The 15,340-nt window shown below is 61.0% G+C and carries 11 protein-coding genes; 6 read left to right on the forward strand and 5 right to left on the reverse strand.

Translation table 11 applies throughout. From position 1 onward, the window contains the following. Positions 1–236: 236 nt before the first annotated feature. Positions 237–497, reverse strand: a complete 261-nt coding sequence (locus BUA54_RS18305; RefSeq protein ID WP_072858713.1) for a BrnT family toxin — start codon at positions 495–497, stop codon at positions 237–239. A gap of 498 nt (positions 498–995) precedes the next feature. Between BUA54_RS18305 and BUA54_RS18310 the strand changes: the two genes are divergently transcribed. Together BUA54_RS18310 and BUA54_RS18315 are read left to right on the forward strand one after the other, a co-directional pair. Beyond that, entirely contained in the window at positions 996–1,175 is a 180-nt protein-coding gene (locus BUA54_RS18310; RefSeq protein WP_072858714.1) for a hypothetical protein, read from the forward strand. 125 nt (positions 1,176–1,300) lie between these two features. Beyond that, the gene (locus BUA54_RS18315; protein ID WP_072858715.1) at positions 1,301–1,699 is read left to right on the forward strand and encodes a type II toxin-antitoxin system VapC family toxin; all 399 of its coding nucleotides are present in this window, start codon (positions 1,301–1,303) and stop codon (positions 1,697–1,699) included. Positions 1,700–2,371: 672 nt separating this feature from the next. Here BUA54_RS18315 and BUA54_RS18320 read toward each other — a convergent pair. After that, on the reverse strand, positions 2,372–3,544 hold the full coding sequence (locus tag BUA54_RS18320; RefSeq protein ID WP_072858716.1) for an AAA family ATPase: 1,173 nt from the start codon (positions 3,542–3,544) through the stop codon (positions 2,372–2,374). Between the two features lie 670 nt (positions 3,545–4,214). On the opposite strand from BUA54_RS18320, the gene BUA54_RS18325 reads away from it, so the two are divergent. Together BUA54_RS18325 and BUA54_RS18330 are read left to right on the forward strand one after the other, a co-directional pair. Then, positions 4,215–7,862, forward strand: coding sequence for a DUF7146 domain-containing protein (locus BUA54_RS18325; RefSeq protein ID WP_072858717.1), 3,648 nt, complete (start codon positions 4,215–4,217; stop codon positions 7,860–7,862). Between the two features lie 91 nt (positions 7,863–7,953). Then, positions 7,954–8,310, forward strand: coding sequence for a CopG family ribbon-helix-helix protein (locus tag BUA54_RS18330; RefSeq protein WP_245810791.1), 357 nt, complete (start codon positions 7,954–7,956; stop codon positions 8,308–8,310). A 439-nt stretch (positions 8,311–8,749) separates the two neighbouring features. On the opposite strand, the gene BUA54_RS18335 is transcribed toward BUA54_RS18330, so the two are convergent. After that, positions 8,750–9,115: a hypothetical protein gene (locus BUA54_RS18335; RefSeq protein WP_072858718.1), complete on the reverse strand. Its 366-nt coding sequence runs from the start codon at positions 9,113–9,115 to the stop codon at positions 8,750–8,752. Positions 9,116–9,946: 831 nt separating this feature from the next. Further along, on the reverse strand, positions 9,947–10,693 hold the full coding sequence (locus BUA54_RS18340; RefSeq protein ID WP_143155512.1) for a hypothetical protein: 747 nt from the start codon (positions 10,691–10,693) through the stop codon (positions 9,947–9,949). A gap of 729 nt (positions 10,694–11,422) precedes the next feature. On the opposite strand from BUA54_RS18340, the gene BUA54_RS18345 reads away from it, so the two are divergent. Further along, positions 11,423–12,010 carry a VPLPA-CTERM sorting domain-containing protein gene (locus BUA54_RS18345; RefSeq protein WP_072858720.1) on the forward strand — a complete coding sequence of 196 codons (588 nt, stop codon included), beginning with the start codon at positions 11,423–11,425 and terminating at the stop codon, positions 12,008–12,010. Between the two features lie 128 nt (positions 12,011–12,138). Continuing rightward, complete coding sequence (locus BUA54_RS18350) at positions 12,139–13,263, forward strand: leishmanolysin-related zinc metalloendopeptidase (protein WP_072858721.1); 1,125 nt, start codon at positions 12,139–12,141, stop codon at positions 13,261–13,263. A gap of 383 nt (positions 13,264–13,646) precedes the next feature. Here BUA54_RS18350 and BUA54_RS18355 read toward each other — a convergent pair whose 3' ends face one another. After that, positions 13,647–15,170: a M10 family metallopeptidase gene (locus tag BUA54_RS18355; RefSeq protein WP_072858722.1), complete on the reverse strand. Its 1,524-nt coding sequence runs from the start codon at positions 15,168–15,170 to the stop codon at positions 13,647–13,649. Between the last annotated feature and the right edge of the window lie 170 nt (positions 15,171–15,340).

Genomic DNA, 15,340 nt, shown 5'->3' on the forward strand with positions numbered 1-15,340 from the left:
CACCTGCGAGCCTTTCCATTGGCCTCAACAGGGGAATTATGCGCGACCGATGATCAGGGGGGCATGCCCCCCTGATCATCGGCATCAGCGCCAAAACTGGGGAAATTTCATCCAGCCGTTTTGGGGAGATTACGTCCAGCACTCACAACGATCCCTGTCAATGACCATGCACATTCAAAGTCCGGCGACTTGGCGCAGAGTCCCCCCATTTCAGCAGCCTGCTGAGCCTTCCATGGTTATGTCTGGTCGAAAGGAAGGGGGCCCCTCACTTTCTTCAGGCTGATGATGTGGTGTACGGTGTCGCGTTGTGTCCAGACCATGACCACCATGCGATCCTCTAAATAGCCGATCGTGATCTGGCGCGTCTCGCCATAATCCTTACGCGCGTCTTCCACCGTCAGGGTGACCCCATCGAAGATCTCTGCAGCGCGGGCCATGTCCAGACCGCGTTCGGCTAGTGTGGTGTCACGCTTGGCCGGGAGGTACTCGATTTGCATAAACTATGTTACATTTTAAGGCGCAGGATTGCGCGTTTACAGCGTTGTCGATCCGGCAAGTTCTCATCATCGTCATCAAAAGCATTGCCTCCGATACTCGTGTCAAAACTTGCCATTTCGCAAATCTTTTATGGTCTCGAATGCAAACGGCGCAGGCAACCTACCGTTGCCCGCCCCCTTGCCGTTCAGAATGCTGCCATGCGGCAGAGCCCCCGCTGTTGCGGCGGTGCCGACACCGTAGCGCCGACAAGAGAGAGATAGCACAAGGGTGATCAAGGGGACGTTAAAGAACCGGCCGGTTTGCAGGTTTTTCTAGGCCTGGCATGCCGAGCTATAATTCCGGTGCGGTTGCCTCGTTATGGCCCCCCGGCCCGGCCCCATCGTGCTGCCGTTGCGCGGACGATCCACCTATCCCGTGCTGGTTTTTCGCATCACATTTCACAGCACTAACCTCTTGTTAATCGTTGGAAGGTATCCAGGGCGCAGGAGGGATATGACATGACCCATCAGGAGCGCGAGAGCGTGATCGCCTATATCCACGCACTGGAAGCCGCGGCACTGAATTACGCAGTCAGATACGGTCTGACACGGGAGATGAACCAGGCTGTGCGGGCCAAGCCGCTCGACAAGGTGTGGTCAAAACTGGCCGTACCACAGGATCACGCGCAGCCTCGATAGGCCGTGATGCTTTCGTCTTCGCGTTCTCCTGCTGACGACAAACCTGATCCGGCGTGGGAAGATCGAAGGGGTCACGTCCTGTCGGACAGGTCGGTGTCTGGTGGAGTGCCAACCATTCACGAGGTTTGTCCGAGCTGCGCAGGGCCAAGGCCGGGAAGGCGGATGCCAACGTCGTGGCCTGGGCGACAGACCAGGACCCGTCATCGCTGTTCCTGTCGGCCATCACGCTTCTGGAGCTCGAAATGGGGATCATTCAAACCGAGAGGCGGGACAGCGCTCAGGGTGCCGTTCTGAGGGCCTGGATGACCGACAGGGTGCTGCCGGCCTTTATGGGGCGCATCTTGTCGGTAGATGGGCCCGTGGCACTTTGTTGCGCCGCTTTGCATGTTCCGGACCCCTGCAGTGATCGGGACGCTCTCATCGCCGCGACAGGGATCGTTCATGCCATGCCGATCGTCACGCGCAATGTTACGGATTTCGCGCCGACAGGCGTTCAGATCATCAATCCGTGGGATACTGCCTAGACCTACATCGGAGAGTGCATTCGTCGGGTTCTGCTGAATCACACAGGTGCAAAGCTTACCATCACGCATCGCGTCAGAGTTGCCTGCGCTGTGCGGCTCGGACATTGGCCACGGGGCCCAGGAATTTGTGGCACGCGGGACTTTCACTGTCTTCCGCTGCGCATGCAGCCTGGCGAGGGGGCACGCGTGGATACCTTCCGTTCGCACAAGTTGGGTTTGAACGGCATTGAGCGGCCAGTGGCACCAGTCTAACGGCATCACTCCAAAATGCGAACGAGACGGGCAACATCAGTTGCCCGCCTCGTTCGAGATGCTGCCTACACGGCAGAGAATTTTGCTCAGGCGCTTTTAAGTGCCTGCGCGATAGAGAATTTTAAGCTGCCTACACGGCAGATAACCCGCTGTTGCGGCGGGGCCGGCGCCGTGGCGTCGACAAAAGATGTATAGCACGAAGGGGTTACGTCCGTCAAGGCAAATTGTGAGCATGATCAGGCGGCTTTTGTCGCGATGCTGAGAATGGGGCTGATCTCCTCCTTGTTACTGACTTTGCGGGTCGAGACGCCACTAATCCAGGCCTCTTGGATGACGGCAACCAAAGCCTGTAGTGCAAGGAGGGCGGACAACCCTGCTGTTGCCCGCCCTGCCTGGCGTCAGGACAGCATGAGCCGTCTATCACTGCAGGATGGGGCGTCCTTCGAGCGCGACGGCGCGGTCGAGGATCCTGCTGACGTCGCGCAGGCTGATGCGCCGGCGGGTGAGGACAGGCGCCTGCTCGAGGGCGGCAAGCGCTGCGTCGCGTGCGGCCTGCGTGAGGCCCAGTCGCCGGGCCTGGCGATTGGCGACGTCGTGGAGGTGCTGGGGTGTCGGATCAGCGATCTCGAGCAGCTGGCAGCGACTCCGGATCGGATCGGGGATGGTGCGGGCGGTATTCGACGTCAGGATCCATGACAGATGTGACATGTCGAATGTGATCCGGAAAAAAGGGCATTCCCAGCTTTTTGCTGTTGCCGGCTCGAGCAGCGACAACAGCGCGTCTGCGAACGCATGGTGCGACCCGCCCTCCGAGGTCGCCGATTTGGCTTTGCAGATCTCGTCGACGACGATGAGCGGATTGGCGACGCGCTGTGCAAGAAGCAGATCGAGCGGCCGGCCGGGCTGGGCCGAGCCCCAGCCTCGCTCGAGGCCAACCAGGCCGAAGCCAGCGCCGCCTTTGGAGGCGTCCACATCTGCCAGGGGCAGCTCCAATGCCTTGGCCAGGTTGCGTGCCCACAGGCTCTTCCCGACACCCGGCGGGCCATTGAGAATGACCGGCCGAAACCGGACCGGCTCTCCGCAACGGGCTGACTGACGAAGCGCATGCCAGGCGTATTCCGTCGCGGCGGCAAGCCATGGCGCTTCGGCATGCAGCCCGGCCGCGATTTCGTCGGCATGGGCTTCATCGCGACACATGATCAGCTTCATGGGAGAAAGCGCAGGACGCAGTCTCTCGAGCTCATCTTTGCGCAGATGGGCGATCCCGGAGGCTGCGATCCGTGCCTTGGCCAGCTTCTCCGCTCGTTCCCGCAGCGTCACCCGATCGAGATGGCTGAGGTTTGCGGCGTCATCGAAAGGATCGAATTCAATCTCTCCGGGGAGGCCCAGGGCGTCGTCATCGTCGTGTAGAAAGTTCTCGTCCTCCACCTCGTCGCCGATCAGTGCCGTCGCGGGCACTTTTGAAGCGAGTTTGGCCAGGTTTTTCCGCCGCAGGGCGATCAGGTGAGCTTTTAGATGCTCCAGGATCTTCTCGGCGCGGGTCTCAAAGTCGGGAATGTTGACAATGCGGATTGTCGCGGATTGTGATTTCATGATTTCTCCAGGGGGCGGTGTTCATTTCATGATTTCCATCAGGATGTGGAAATCATGAACCATACGCATGAGCTGATCAGCTCAGACGTATCTGCCGTCCGTCGCGTGCGGAGATCATGCCGTGTTCGTTCAACATGCTGATTGTATTATATTTAAATTTGAAAGGCTGCAAGGGTTCATACGGTGTGACTGCGACACGGCAAGGTGAAGCGTCGATAAACGCCATCTGATGAGATTATTTTCAGACCTTTAAACCTTTCGCAAAACCTCATGGCCTATACCGGATGAACGGAATTGCTCCATGGCTCGATGCGATGCGTCAGATGCCGCCGTGTAATTCCTTCGCGATGTGGATCAGGAGAATAGCGATGACAGAGTACGACGTATTGAATGGCCCGGCTGTTGCCATGACCGCGGCCAGCCGCACGACCCCGGTCGTGATCTGATCAGGAGGTGACTGCGCTGCCCCTGAGAGGGCAGCGCGGTCCGAAATGTCGTTAGCATACGATAAAGGTGTGGCTTTGGTGAAAGCGGACGGCAGCGATGTCTGTCCGGATTTCACCCGCCCGCACGCCTGGACCCACATAGACCACCCCCGGCCTTGGCAGATGCCTGGACACGTTGGTGTGCGACCGCTTCCGTTCGGTGCCATCCTCTGCGGGGGCGCGCGATGAGGCTGCGCGGGTCTCATGACACGGCGTTCCGCGACACGGTCAGGGCGGCCCTGCTGGCGCGGGCCGAGGATCTGTTCCGTCAGTGCATCGGGGAGCCTGTCAGTGCGGGCGCGCATGACTGGCGTGCCAAGGGCCGCTCCAGCTTTTCGATGAAGATACGCGGCGCCGAGCGCGGGCTCTGGATGGATTTCGTGGCTGGCCAAGGCGGCGACGTGTTCGATTTCGTGGCTGTGCATCTCTGCAGCCTGACGCAGGCCAGCGACGATTTCCCGAGGGTCCTGACCGCGGCGGCCAACTGGACGGGCATCTCTCGTGACCAGCCGATCGACTTCGCCAGGCTGAAGGCGCGAAAGGTCGCTGCAGCAAAGGACGACACAGCGACAGATGCCGCGGTCAGACAGCGGAGAACGGAGCTCCTTGGCGGGATTGAGAGCCACTCCCGGTCTGTCTGGCACACCCTTGCCGCCAGGTATCTGGCCCGCCGCGGCATCACGGATTTGCCAGAGGCCGTGCTGTCTTTCCTGCCGCCGGTTCCGGAGCTGGCCGGTCCGGGCATGGCCAGTGCCTGGCTCCCGTCGCTGGTCATGTGGGCCACCGATGCCGTCGGGCGGTGCACCGGCGGGCAACGGGTGCTGCTCGGTCCGGACGGATTACCAGCACGGCTGGAATCAGGACAGACGCGCAAGCCGGTCTTCGGAACGACGCGAGGCAATCCCGGGAGAATTCCGGCGCGGGTTGCCGGCGGTCCCCTCTGCGTGGCGGAAGGTCCTGAAAGCGCCCTCTCCATCTGGCAGGCTACAGGGTATGAGACCTGGACGGTGTTCGGTGTTTCCAATTTCCAGTCAGCCCCGCTGCCGCTGGATCGCCGGATCATCCTGTGTCCGGACCAGGATATGCCTGTCGGAACCTACCCCGCGGGGTCCGAGGAAGCACGGCGGTGCGAGTCCGCCGCCCGGACCTTTGCGAAAGCCGTCGACATCCACGTGGCGGCAGGGTGCGACATCTGGATTGCCCCTGCACCCGAGCCGGTCGGCAGCAAGCGAGATCTGAACGACACGCTGCAGAGAGCCGGCAATGCGGCCGTGGCCGAGGCCATCACGGCGGCGACCAGTGCACGGCCGGCTCCGTTTCATCCGGCACCGACAGAGAACCGGGATGCGGCCATCGCGGCACATGCGAAGACCGTGCAGACATTTTTCAAAGACGCCCTATCCCTGATCCGCGCAAACCAGGTTGCAAAAGCCGAGAGTAAAATGGACGACCTGCCGCGCGTACCTTCGACACCCGGGGCAGGGGACGCGCTGGAAAATACGTCATCCAGACCGGAAACCTGCAGTGATGGGCCTGCGGCATCAACATCCCAGGTTGCGGAGGTGCGGCTCGCACCGCGGGTGATGCTCACGGGGGCGCAGGGCGTGGGCAAGACGCGCGCGCTGATTGAGGCCCTGCCGAATGCCTCCGGCGTCGTATCCCTGATTCTGCAGCCTGATCACGGAATGGCCCGGCAGTTCGTGACCGATTGCAGCAAAGTGTTCGGCGACAGTGGACCAGCTGTCGTGCACCTGCGCGGGCGATCCGCGCTGAACCCGGGTGGGGCGGACGGGGAGAGGATGTGTCTGATCCCGGACGTGGCAGAACGCTTCGCAAAAGCCGGGACCAGTGTCCGCAAGGTCCTGTGCACCCGCTGCCCGATGGCGCACCTGTGTGGCCACATGCGGCAGGAAGCGACCATCGAAAGGCTGGCGCAGGAGCCGGCCGGTGTGGTGATCGTCGCACCCCATGAATATGCATCCCTGCCACTGCCCGGCGACGTAAAGCCCGATCTTGTCGTCATGGATGAGGCCCCCCGGTCCCTCGGCGTTGAGAGCGTGGCGATCTCCTATGACGCCCTGTCCAGACCGCTGCGGTTGAGACTGAGAACGTGGGCGACATCGCCGATCGGCTCTGTTGCAGAGCGGGCTGACGCCGAGGCTGAGGCTGCGAGTCGCGCGCGCATTCAGTCTTTCCGGGACGATCTGCACGATGCGTTTCGCAACCATGCCATGGCACCGCTGCAGGCCCTGCGCGATCGGGGGTACACGGCGCAGAGCGTGCAGGATGTCATCGATGAACTCCAGACGTTCGAGGATTCCGGCATGGCGGCACGGGTCGCCGCCGTGATCGAGAGCCACGAGCAGGCACAGGGGCAGGGAACAACACCTTCGAGCCTGGAAGCCGGGCTGTCGGACCTGGTCGCAGATCACGACGGTGGCGGGTTGCAGGCGTTCCTGCAGGTTGCTCGGTCTGTTCGTCTCGAGCTGACCACGGGGCGGGCGGCTGCGAACAGCCTGCTGCCGGTCGCCGATGTGAATGCCGCGGGGGTGCAGGGTCCTGCCCGCCCCGGGATCCGCGCTTGGGTTCTGACGCCGTTTCACCACGGCATCGACACGCCATTCCTGCACCTCGACGGCACCGGCGACCATGTGCTGATGGAGAAGCTCTTCGGTCCGATGCGCCATGCCTGCCACCGCGTCGAACGGAATGCCGACACGACGCAGATCACGGGGCGAAGCTTCTCCGTGCAGAGCATCACCGGTCAGCGCGCCAATGGCCAGGCCTGGGACACGGCAGGCGACAAGCGGCGCAAGGAGGCCGCACAGTTGCGCGCGGAGATCATCGCGTACTGCCACCGCACGCCAGTCGCGCTGGTTGTTGCTCCGTTGAAAGTAGTCGAGGCGCTGCAGGCCGACGGGCTTCAGAATCCGGTTGCTCACCACGGTGCCCTGCGCGGCCGCAACGACTGGGAACATCTCAGTGCCGTCATCATGATCGGTCGCGAGCAACCGACCCGCGCCGTCGAGGACATCGCCCGCGCCTATGCGGCCGGCGATGAAGCCCCGTTCCAGAGCCTGAACGGGGCGATGTGGTCGAAAGCGGCACGGGTCCTGCGCAGCCGCAAGGGCCCTCCTGTCACCCAAAACGTGGATTGCCACCCGAACCCTTGGGCGGACCGCGTGCTCCGCCAGGTACGGGACGCCTCGCTTTGCCAGGGGATCGACCGGATCCGGCCGATCTACAAGGAGAAGCCGGTCGCGGTGACGATCATGTCGTGCGTAGCGCTGGATATCACGATCGACCGTGTAGAGTCCTGGGTCGAGACGAAGCGGGGCGGTCCGCGTCTGGCGCAGGCATTGCAGGAGCACGGGGTCATTCCGCTGTCGGCCCGGGAGGCCCATCGGCTCATGCCGGACATTTTTCCGAGTATCGAAACGGCGCAGCGCGACCTCGCCCCCGTCACGGAGCGGATCGATGCGTTACTGTCTCATTCTCCAAACACTACAGTTCTGTTTGGAGAATGGGACAGTAAGACACTCACGCTCTGCACGTATCAAGCCGCGTCTAAGCCGGGCAAGCGGATCCATCGGCACGAGGCGCTGGTCCTAGGGCATGCGCAGGATGCCCGTGCCACCCTGGAGGCCCTGACCGGGCCGCTGCGCCTGTGCGAGGCCTGCCCGACATGGCAAGCGGCCCTGGCCGGGCTGGATCTGGCTGACACGTATGCCCGGTACCTGGCCGGGGGGTGTGCGGATACCGGCACCACGTCAGAGTGCGGAGCAAGGCCGCCCGCATCTGACACGACGTCCCGGCACACGGGTGCTGCGTGAGCCGCATGGCGCGACCGTTGGCGATGAGACTGGATCATTGTTCCGGGCAGAGTCCGCAGCGTGTCGCTTGCAAGGAAGGCTTTGAATGCGGATGGACCAACTGGTCCGATGGACATGCGATTGTCTGCGCCTCTATACATCGAGAAACGCGCTTCAGCTGGAATATCAGATGGGTTCCCCGACATCCTTCGTGCTCGATGACGATATGGAAGAGCGCGTTCAGCACCTTGCCGACTCCCGCAAGCAGACGTCTCAGGCAATCATCTGCGAAGCCGTTGCCCAGTATGTCGCGCGGGAAGAAAGACGCGCGGCATTGTGCCGGGACGTCCTGCAGGCCTGGGAGACGTTCCAGCGCACCGGGGTGCATGCGACCGCCGAAGATGTCGACCGCTGGCTTGTGAACTGGGGTACGGAAGACGAAGCGCCTGCGCCCGCGTGTCACGCGTGATATCTGCCCCGGGGGCGGGTCCAGAGCCTGCATCGGCTGAAGGATATCCTGCGCACTGACAGCGCCGATGCTGCGCGTCGGGCGGGCAGGGCAGGGCCTGCAAACACGCAAGGTGCACGCACCCGCATCGGACGAAGGGCCGATGATTGTCCTGAGGCGCTCTGACAGCGACGTATCGAGCGTCAGTGACCGGTGTCATCGCGCGGTATCGTATGCGGGGGGCGCGGTGCGAAACCTGAAGGGACAGGTTTTCGGCAGGTCAGGCCCCTGAAGGTCACGTGGCGACCTTCAGGGCTTTTACGTATTTTCAGCGCGATGGGATCGTCTTGGTTTTCGCCGTGCCGCCGCCCTGGAAGACAGGCGCACATGGCTCTGCAGGACCTTCGGTCTGATCGACACCGGTCGACCGGGGTGCGGGGTCCGGAGCTGGCACAGCCGGCTATGCCGGTGCCGGCGGAGCTGTCCTGACCTCTTTGAGAATAGTCTTCAGATCCGTGCCATCGCTCTCGAGCGCCTTGCAGATGCGCTTGGCATGCAGCGGTGTGGCCCCGAAGAGCTCCGCGCAGTGATCAGCGGTCCGGGCCGCCTTCATTTCGCTGTAGGGATACGCGCGGCTCGGTCTGCGGGCATGTACGACACTTTCGGTGCGCTCGTCGGCGTGAAAGCGGCCGGCCTTGTCGAAAGACCCCGGAGGATTGGCCAGGCGGTTTTTCCGGTCGTGGAATGCGATCCCTGCAGCGATATCCGCTTTGGAATACCCTGCCTTCTTTGCGATGCGTTTAATCGTGGCGGTCATGTCGGTCATGGTGTTTCTCCTTTCTGCTACCGTCGGGACATCCGGTGGTTTGTTTGCAGTGAGGACTTTCATAACGACCAAGGATTTAATTTTAGTTTCGCTTCGGGATGAAGTGCGGGTGGACGTGCATTTTGTTTCATGACGGTTCGGGAGGGGATGCTGTCCAAGAGTTATTTGCCGCGCATGTCGATCGCAGCGCGTGGCGATTTCATGAAGTGGCAAGGTTCATGATTGCAGGGCCGGTTTCATTTTTTTGATCGGGCAAAGTTTCATGAAACCTGCGGTGACAGATTTCATGAAAAGCGGAGGCCATCTTTGGAGGTGTGAGGTCTGCAGGCGCACCGACATCGTGACCGGTGACGACGTCATGGTCCGGCCTGCAGACTGCAGGATTTAGACCTTTTGGCCGCTGGCCCGTGTCCGGCGAAGTCCTGTCCTCATGCCGGGAGCGACCCCAGATGAGCCTGACGTCCCTTGGATCTTTGCCGATGATGCACTCACGTGCCCTGCATGGCATCTGCGGGTTTCCAGGGCGTCATGCTCCCGGCTTCGTGGTCGAAAGCCCTGCCTGGATCAAGATTGCAGCGCCGCAGTATTGATACTCTGCGTGCTGTCAGGGTCTTGTCAGGCGCATGCGCCCCGTTGGCCTGGACGTCGTCGAAGTCACGCGATTCTGGGGGCCATGATTTCGGGTGACAAAGATGTAGTGTGTGAAGCTTTCGGGCGCGCGGCTGCCAGCGCGGGACAAGCAGCCGGCGCGGGGTTTGGTATCCTTGCCGCCTTGCGCGGGCAGGACCTCCCCAAGGAAGGTCCTGCGCCTGCATCATATCTGACGGGTGTTCAGTTCTTGCGTCCGCCGACGTAGATTTGCCCGACGGCCGTTTTCCCGTTCACGGTTGCGGTCATGTTTGGGGTGCGGACCGATTGGCCGATCTGGCTGGAGGGCGTGCCATCCAGCGCCTGAAGGCCCTGGGGCGGGGTCTTGCCGCTGGCGGGGTTGTCATAAAGTGCGCCAATCGCCGTTCCGTCGAGACCGATCTTGTCGCTCCCCACCTTCAGGTTGCCGGCATAGTCGAAAGCAAGAATGTTGGCGCTTCTTCCCGTGCCGAGTGTGCCATTGCTGTAATCGATTCCGCCGCTTGCAGTGAACGTGCTTTGATTTTCCCGCCGGCCCTGGATGTTTTTGACATTGCCTGTGACCGCGCGTGAGCCGAAGTCCACGGCCACGCGAGAGTCGCCGACCATCTGATAGGACTTGGCACCCTGGCTGACTGTCATGATCGCGGGCCCCGTGAAGACGGATCGGCCGGACGTCGGCACATCGGCAATCCGGGTCTGGTCGAGGGATTGCAGTTCTGCGCGGACGCGTCCTGCTTCCGTAATGCGCGCATTCAGCACATTGCGCGTGGGGGCCGGAGCAGGTGTCGTCGTCCCGGGGGTGCCGGATGTATTCGGAGTGCTGGTTCCCGGGGTGCCGGACGTTCCTGGCGACGGTTTTACGGGAGTCATCGGAACGTTTCCGGTGCCACCTCCCCCGCAGCCTGCGAGAAGAAGAAGGGCCGCGACGATTGTAAATCTGCTGGTCATCAAAAAGCTCCAGGTGGGTTGCATGGGTCTTCAGGCGATTCAGAAGAGCTTTCAAGAGACTAAATGGTTTTGGGATATGTGTCGCGCCGTAAATGCAAACTGTGACAGGGCTCTCTATAGGGTGATGGATGTTTCGGCGCCAATTCCCCTGAGGCGGTAAACCGGAGCGCCCCGTTCACCTCCCGGTCAGGTTTTTGGCAAGGAGATGCAGTTCACGTCCTTCTGCCCAGCGGTCAGCACGGTGTCGTATGGCAGGACCCGGACGTTTCCGACATCGATACCCGGTGGCTGGTCCGGTGTGCAGATAGGAGCCTGCGCACGGTGGAGATGAAGCCGCGGGTGCGAAGATTGCAGACACAAGTCCCAAGCAGATCAGGGCCACGGCGCTCAAGCACATGCGTCATGCCGAACCCTGGGATCCATGACGATCATCCGTGAAGCGCAGTCACGTCAGAGCGTTCTGAACAGCATCCGGGTCTGGATGATTCGTGGCTTTCGCTTATCTCGTTATGTGCGTTTCGAGGACAATAGGTGCTTTTGCAGTGCATTGTTCGCGAGATGCGAAGACTTTCGACGGCACGTCATCCGTTATGCAATTCCTGATTGTATAACGAAAATTTTTCCGAATTATGTTTTTTTTGTGGTAGATCGTGAAGCATTAGGGGTTGGTGATGCTGAAGGCCCACCTCCCCAATGTTCTCAAAAGTATTACTCTCAGGATATGCAATAATGGATCTCCGCACACTCAAAGGCACGGCTGCTTCGGCGATGCTGGCCCTGACGTTTTTTGGCGCGACAGCCGTTTCGGCCGCGACAACCACATGCAGCACAGCGGTTGCGGCGACATTGTCGCCCAACATGGGCTGCGAAGTCAGCACCTCGTCAAATCAGGATTCCGTAAGTCCCAACAAGCCGCTCACGGTCAATCTCGACGGATTTTTCGGGAGCACCGACTGGAGCTTTCTGAACAAGCAAGAGATCGGTGAGGAATCGCCTGCTGCGCAAGGGGGGACACTGAACATTTCCTCGACGTTGTGGTCGACCTACGGTCGGATCCTGGCGATCTTCAAGGATGGCAAAGACACGTTCCTGACCGGCTTTCTGCTGAACACGGATGGGACGACGTTTACCTATACGTCGCCGTTTCTGCGGACAGGAAAAAGCCCGAAAGACGTGAGCCACATCTCCTTTTACGGTCAGGGCACGCCAGATGGCGATACCGGTGGCCCGAGCCCGGTTCCGCTGCCGGCCGGTCTGCCGATGCTGGCCTCGGCGCTTGGCCTTGCCGTATTCTTGCGCAAGCGTCGCAGCGCCTGACACGCTCCTGGCCGCTTGAGCCGCCACACGTCTTGAAGGCGCCCCGTCAGGGGCGCCTTAGTTTTGCCTACGTTACTCCGGACAAGCTTCAGCGGCGGGGGCACGGACATCATACGTAAGGCAGGACCATGGGACGACATACCAAGCTGCAGCAACCTTTCCTCAAAATTGCCGACGTCCTTCCGAAGGGCTTTGACCCTGATCATGTGGCAAGTTTCTTCGCGCCGGAAAGTGCTGCGCCAGGGGGACATGGGGCCACAGTCGCATCATCGCACAAGCACGTCGTGACGGACGTCATGCCGTCGATCGAGACATCGGTGCCGGACTTTTCCCGGGCACACGAAGTTCACGGCTCAGGTCATACCGAGCCCACTCCCCAGTCCTCGTTCCAATCGGTGTTCGATGTTTATGCGAACGATCTGGACGGTCTCGCAAGATCGGTAAGCGGGGGTGGCAAGGGCAAACATGCCACCAAGACAGATCCCGTGGTGACCGATCAGACCGAACCCACTACCACCCCGATCAAGATCGTACCGACGACGGACACGACCCCGACGGTTTCGTTGCCGGCGGCGGACTATGTGAGCGGCCATGACACGCCCGATGGCTACAATGTCGAGCTGGTGTTCAAAGGTACGTGGAGCGATGCAGCCAAGGCTGCGGCCTATACGGCGGCCGAGAACATCAGTGACATCGTGACGGGCGATGTGCCCGATTACAACGGCATCGACGATATCCGCATCACGCTCACCTCGACCAGTATTGACGGGACGGGAGGCACATGGGGGAAGGGTGGCTATGACATTCTGCGGAGCGGCTCCTATTTGCCCTCCACCGGGCATGTCACCATCGATAGCGCCGATGTTCCGAATGCCATCAAGCTGGGGCTGCTGGACGATCTGCTCGAACACGAGATGATGCATGCCATGGGGTTTGGCACGACCTGGAACGCCATGGGTCTTGTCGATGACCACAATGGAGATCTGCGTTTCAATGGCGCCAATGCCACGCATGTCTACAATACCGTCTATGCTTCGCTCGCCGCACAGGACCCTCTTCATGACAAGGGCGTGCCCATCGAAACGGATGGCGGGTCGGGCGCTGCGGGTAAGCATTGGGACGAGACGACGTTTCAGAAGGAAATCATGACGACGACCCTGAACTACACCAATACCGTGAGCCCCCTGACGGTCGCGGCATTGGAGGACATGGGGTATCACACGACCTACGCGGATGCCTTCCTGTTCACCTGACACCCCTCGCGGGCCTCAGGCTTCGAAGCAGCACGGGAGCCACACAGCGCCGGTTCGAGGTCCTGTGTTGCGTCCGAGGACCCGACGTCCACGTCCGGGTTCGCTCCGGAAGCTTATGTACATCACGCCCTCACGTTTCCCGTCCCGGTAACCACGGCCGGTCCGGAGAGATCCGCAAGGGGAGCATGGCGTGGAAACGGCAGAGCGTTCGTGCTGTTGAGGACGATGAGCGTGTCCTGGCCCTCCCGTCCACCCGGTGACATCCGGAGCCTCCGGGTCGTGCCCGTTCAGGACGGGTGTTGCCGGTCGGAAGATCAAGGTGCAAGCCAGACAGGGGTTGAAACAGCCATCCTCTTGCATGAGCTGTTCCTTGGGTCGCCCTCTCACAACAGTGCGAAATGATCGTGATGTGCAGCCAAGGTGTCTTCGAGCGCAAAAGACGCCCCCGTGCCAACAGGCGCATCCGCCGCACCTCCCGCGGGCCCCGCTGATCCGCCTGACCCCCCACAGCGATGCCCGGCAATATCCTCGGATGGGGAGGTCGATGCGTACAATACGAATTCGTCGGATTGGCCCTGTGCAATCTTTGTCATGACAAAATGGGGTGTGCTATCCGTGCGCGCCATGCGCTGGGAACGCGTGGCGATGTCATCGGAGACAGTCACCATGCTCAGTGCGCTGTCCTCTTCGTGATCGTCGAAAACCGTAGCAATATCGTTCGATGTAAAAACAGCACTTCCAAACTGGAAGCGCTCGACACCCTTTACAGTATCGGTGCCATCACTGCACTGGAGCAGGAAAGCATCCCCCTGACGCGCAATGGTGTAACTGCTCAGCGTGTTCTGGAAAACGCCCGTGTCATTCCCATCGCCGCCTACGAGAACGTCCGATCCTCTTCCTCCTATGAGCGTATCATCCCCCGCCCCGCCGTAGAGACGGTCATCGCCATCCCCGGACACGATCAGGTTTGCAGCCTCGTTGCCGGTAATGCTGTCAGCGCCCCGTCCGGTGAATGCCCGTTCAATCAGCGTGCCCCGTGCAATGGCGACGTTGCCGCGGTATCCGTTCACGTCGGAAAACGTCCCATCGTTGAGATCCAGTCTCTGGTCATAGGACCTGCTCCGCAGATCGATCGTATCCTCGCCACCACTGTCGACAATGGTACTGGCGAGACGCGAGGTGAGAGACAGCGCTGCGCTCTCCGAGCCGTCTCCATAGACCGTATTGCCTGAACGTGTCGTTGCGGGCGTGCCGTAGATTTGCTGGATTGCGTAGACATCGGCCACCATGGGCGTGCCAAGATAAAGGGGTGTCGCAGTGGTGTACGGGCTTTCGCCCTGATGGAAATACGACATCACCGAATGTTGCCAGGTGTCGTTGGCGTAAGCCGCGTCGCTTTCGAAATCACCCGTGAAATTGTAGTTTCCCGCATGCCCGAGACCCAGAGCATGGCCCAGTTCATGGATGAAGGTCTGTCTGTAATAGGCGCCGGTGGCGAAATCGGCGGCGATATTGATCTCGGCCTGCACGATGCTTGCATTGAAGGTCGACGTTATGGCGTAGGCACCGGACTGCGCATCGTCGAATACGATCTGGGCGCCCGTCGTCACTTCATGGAACGCGATACCACACGCATCCGTCCAGACGGCCATGGCGTTGCGCGCGGCGGCTTGTCCCTCTGCGTTCAACCCTGATGTATCGACCCGGAGCGTTCCACCTGTGGTCACATCGAATGCACGCGCGCTGCGACCCGTGTGATCCCAATAGCCATGGATCAACTGCCCGGCAATTTGCTCGATGGTCCAAAACATCTTTTCCGACGTCATGGCATCGGGCGTGGACGTCGTGCCACCCGTGCCGTCCGTCGAAAGGCTCGTCCGATGATCATGTCGTGTGGCGAGGCTCATGGCTTACTGACGCTCCGGTCCGGCACAACATCACACGCTCCAGGATAGCCGGTCCCCGGATACGTCATACCACTCTTGCCAATATCGCTGTGTCAGAAGCCTCGGCTTGCTGGCACCTGGTCAGGCCCGTGTGCGATAGACCTGGAAAACGGCGTGAAAATGTCGGGGAA

This window comes from Loktanella atrilutea (assembly GCF_900128995.1).
GTDB classification, from domain to species: domain Bacteria; phylum Pseudomonadota; class Alphaproteobacteria; order Rhodobacterales; family Rhodobacteraceae; genus Loktanella; species Loktanella atrilutea.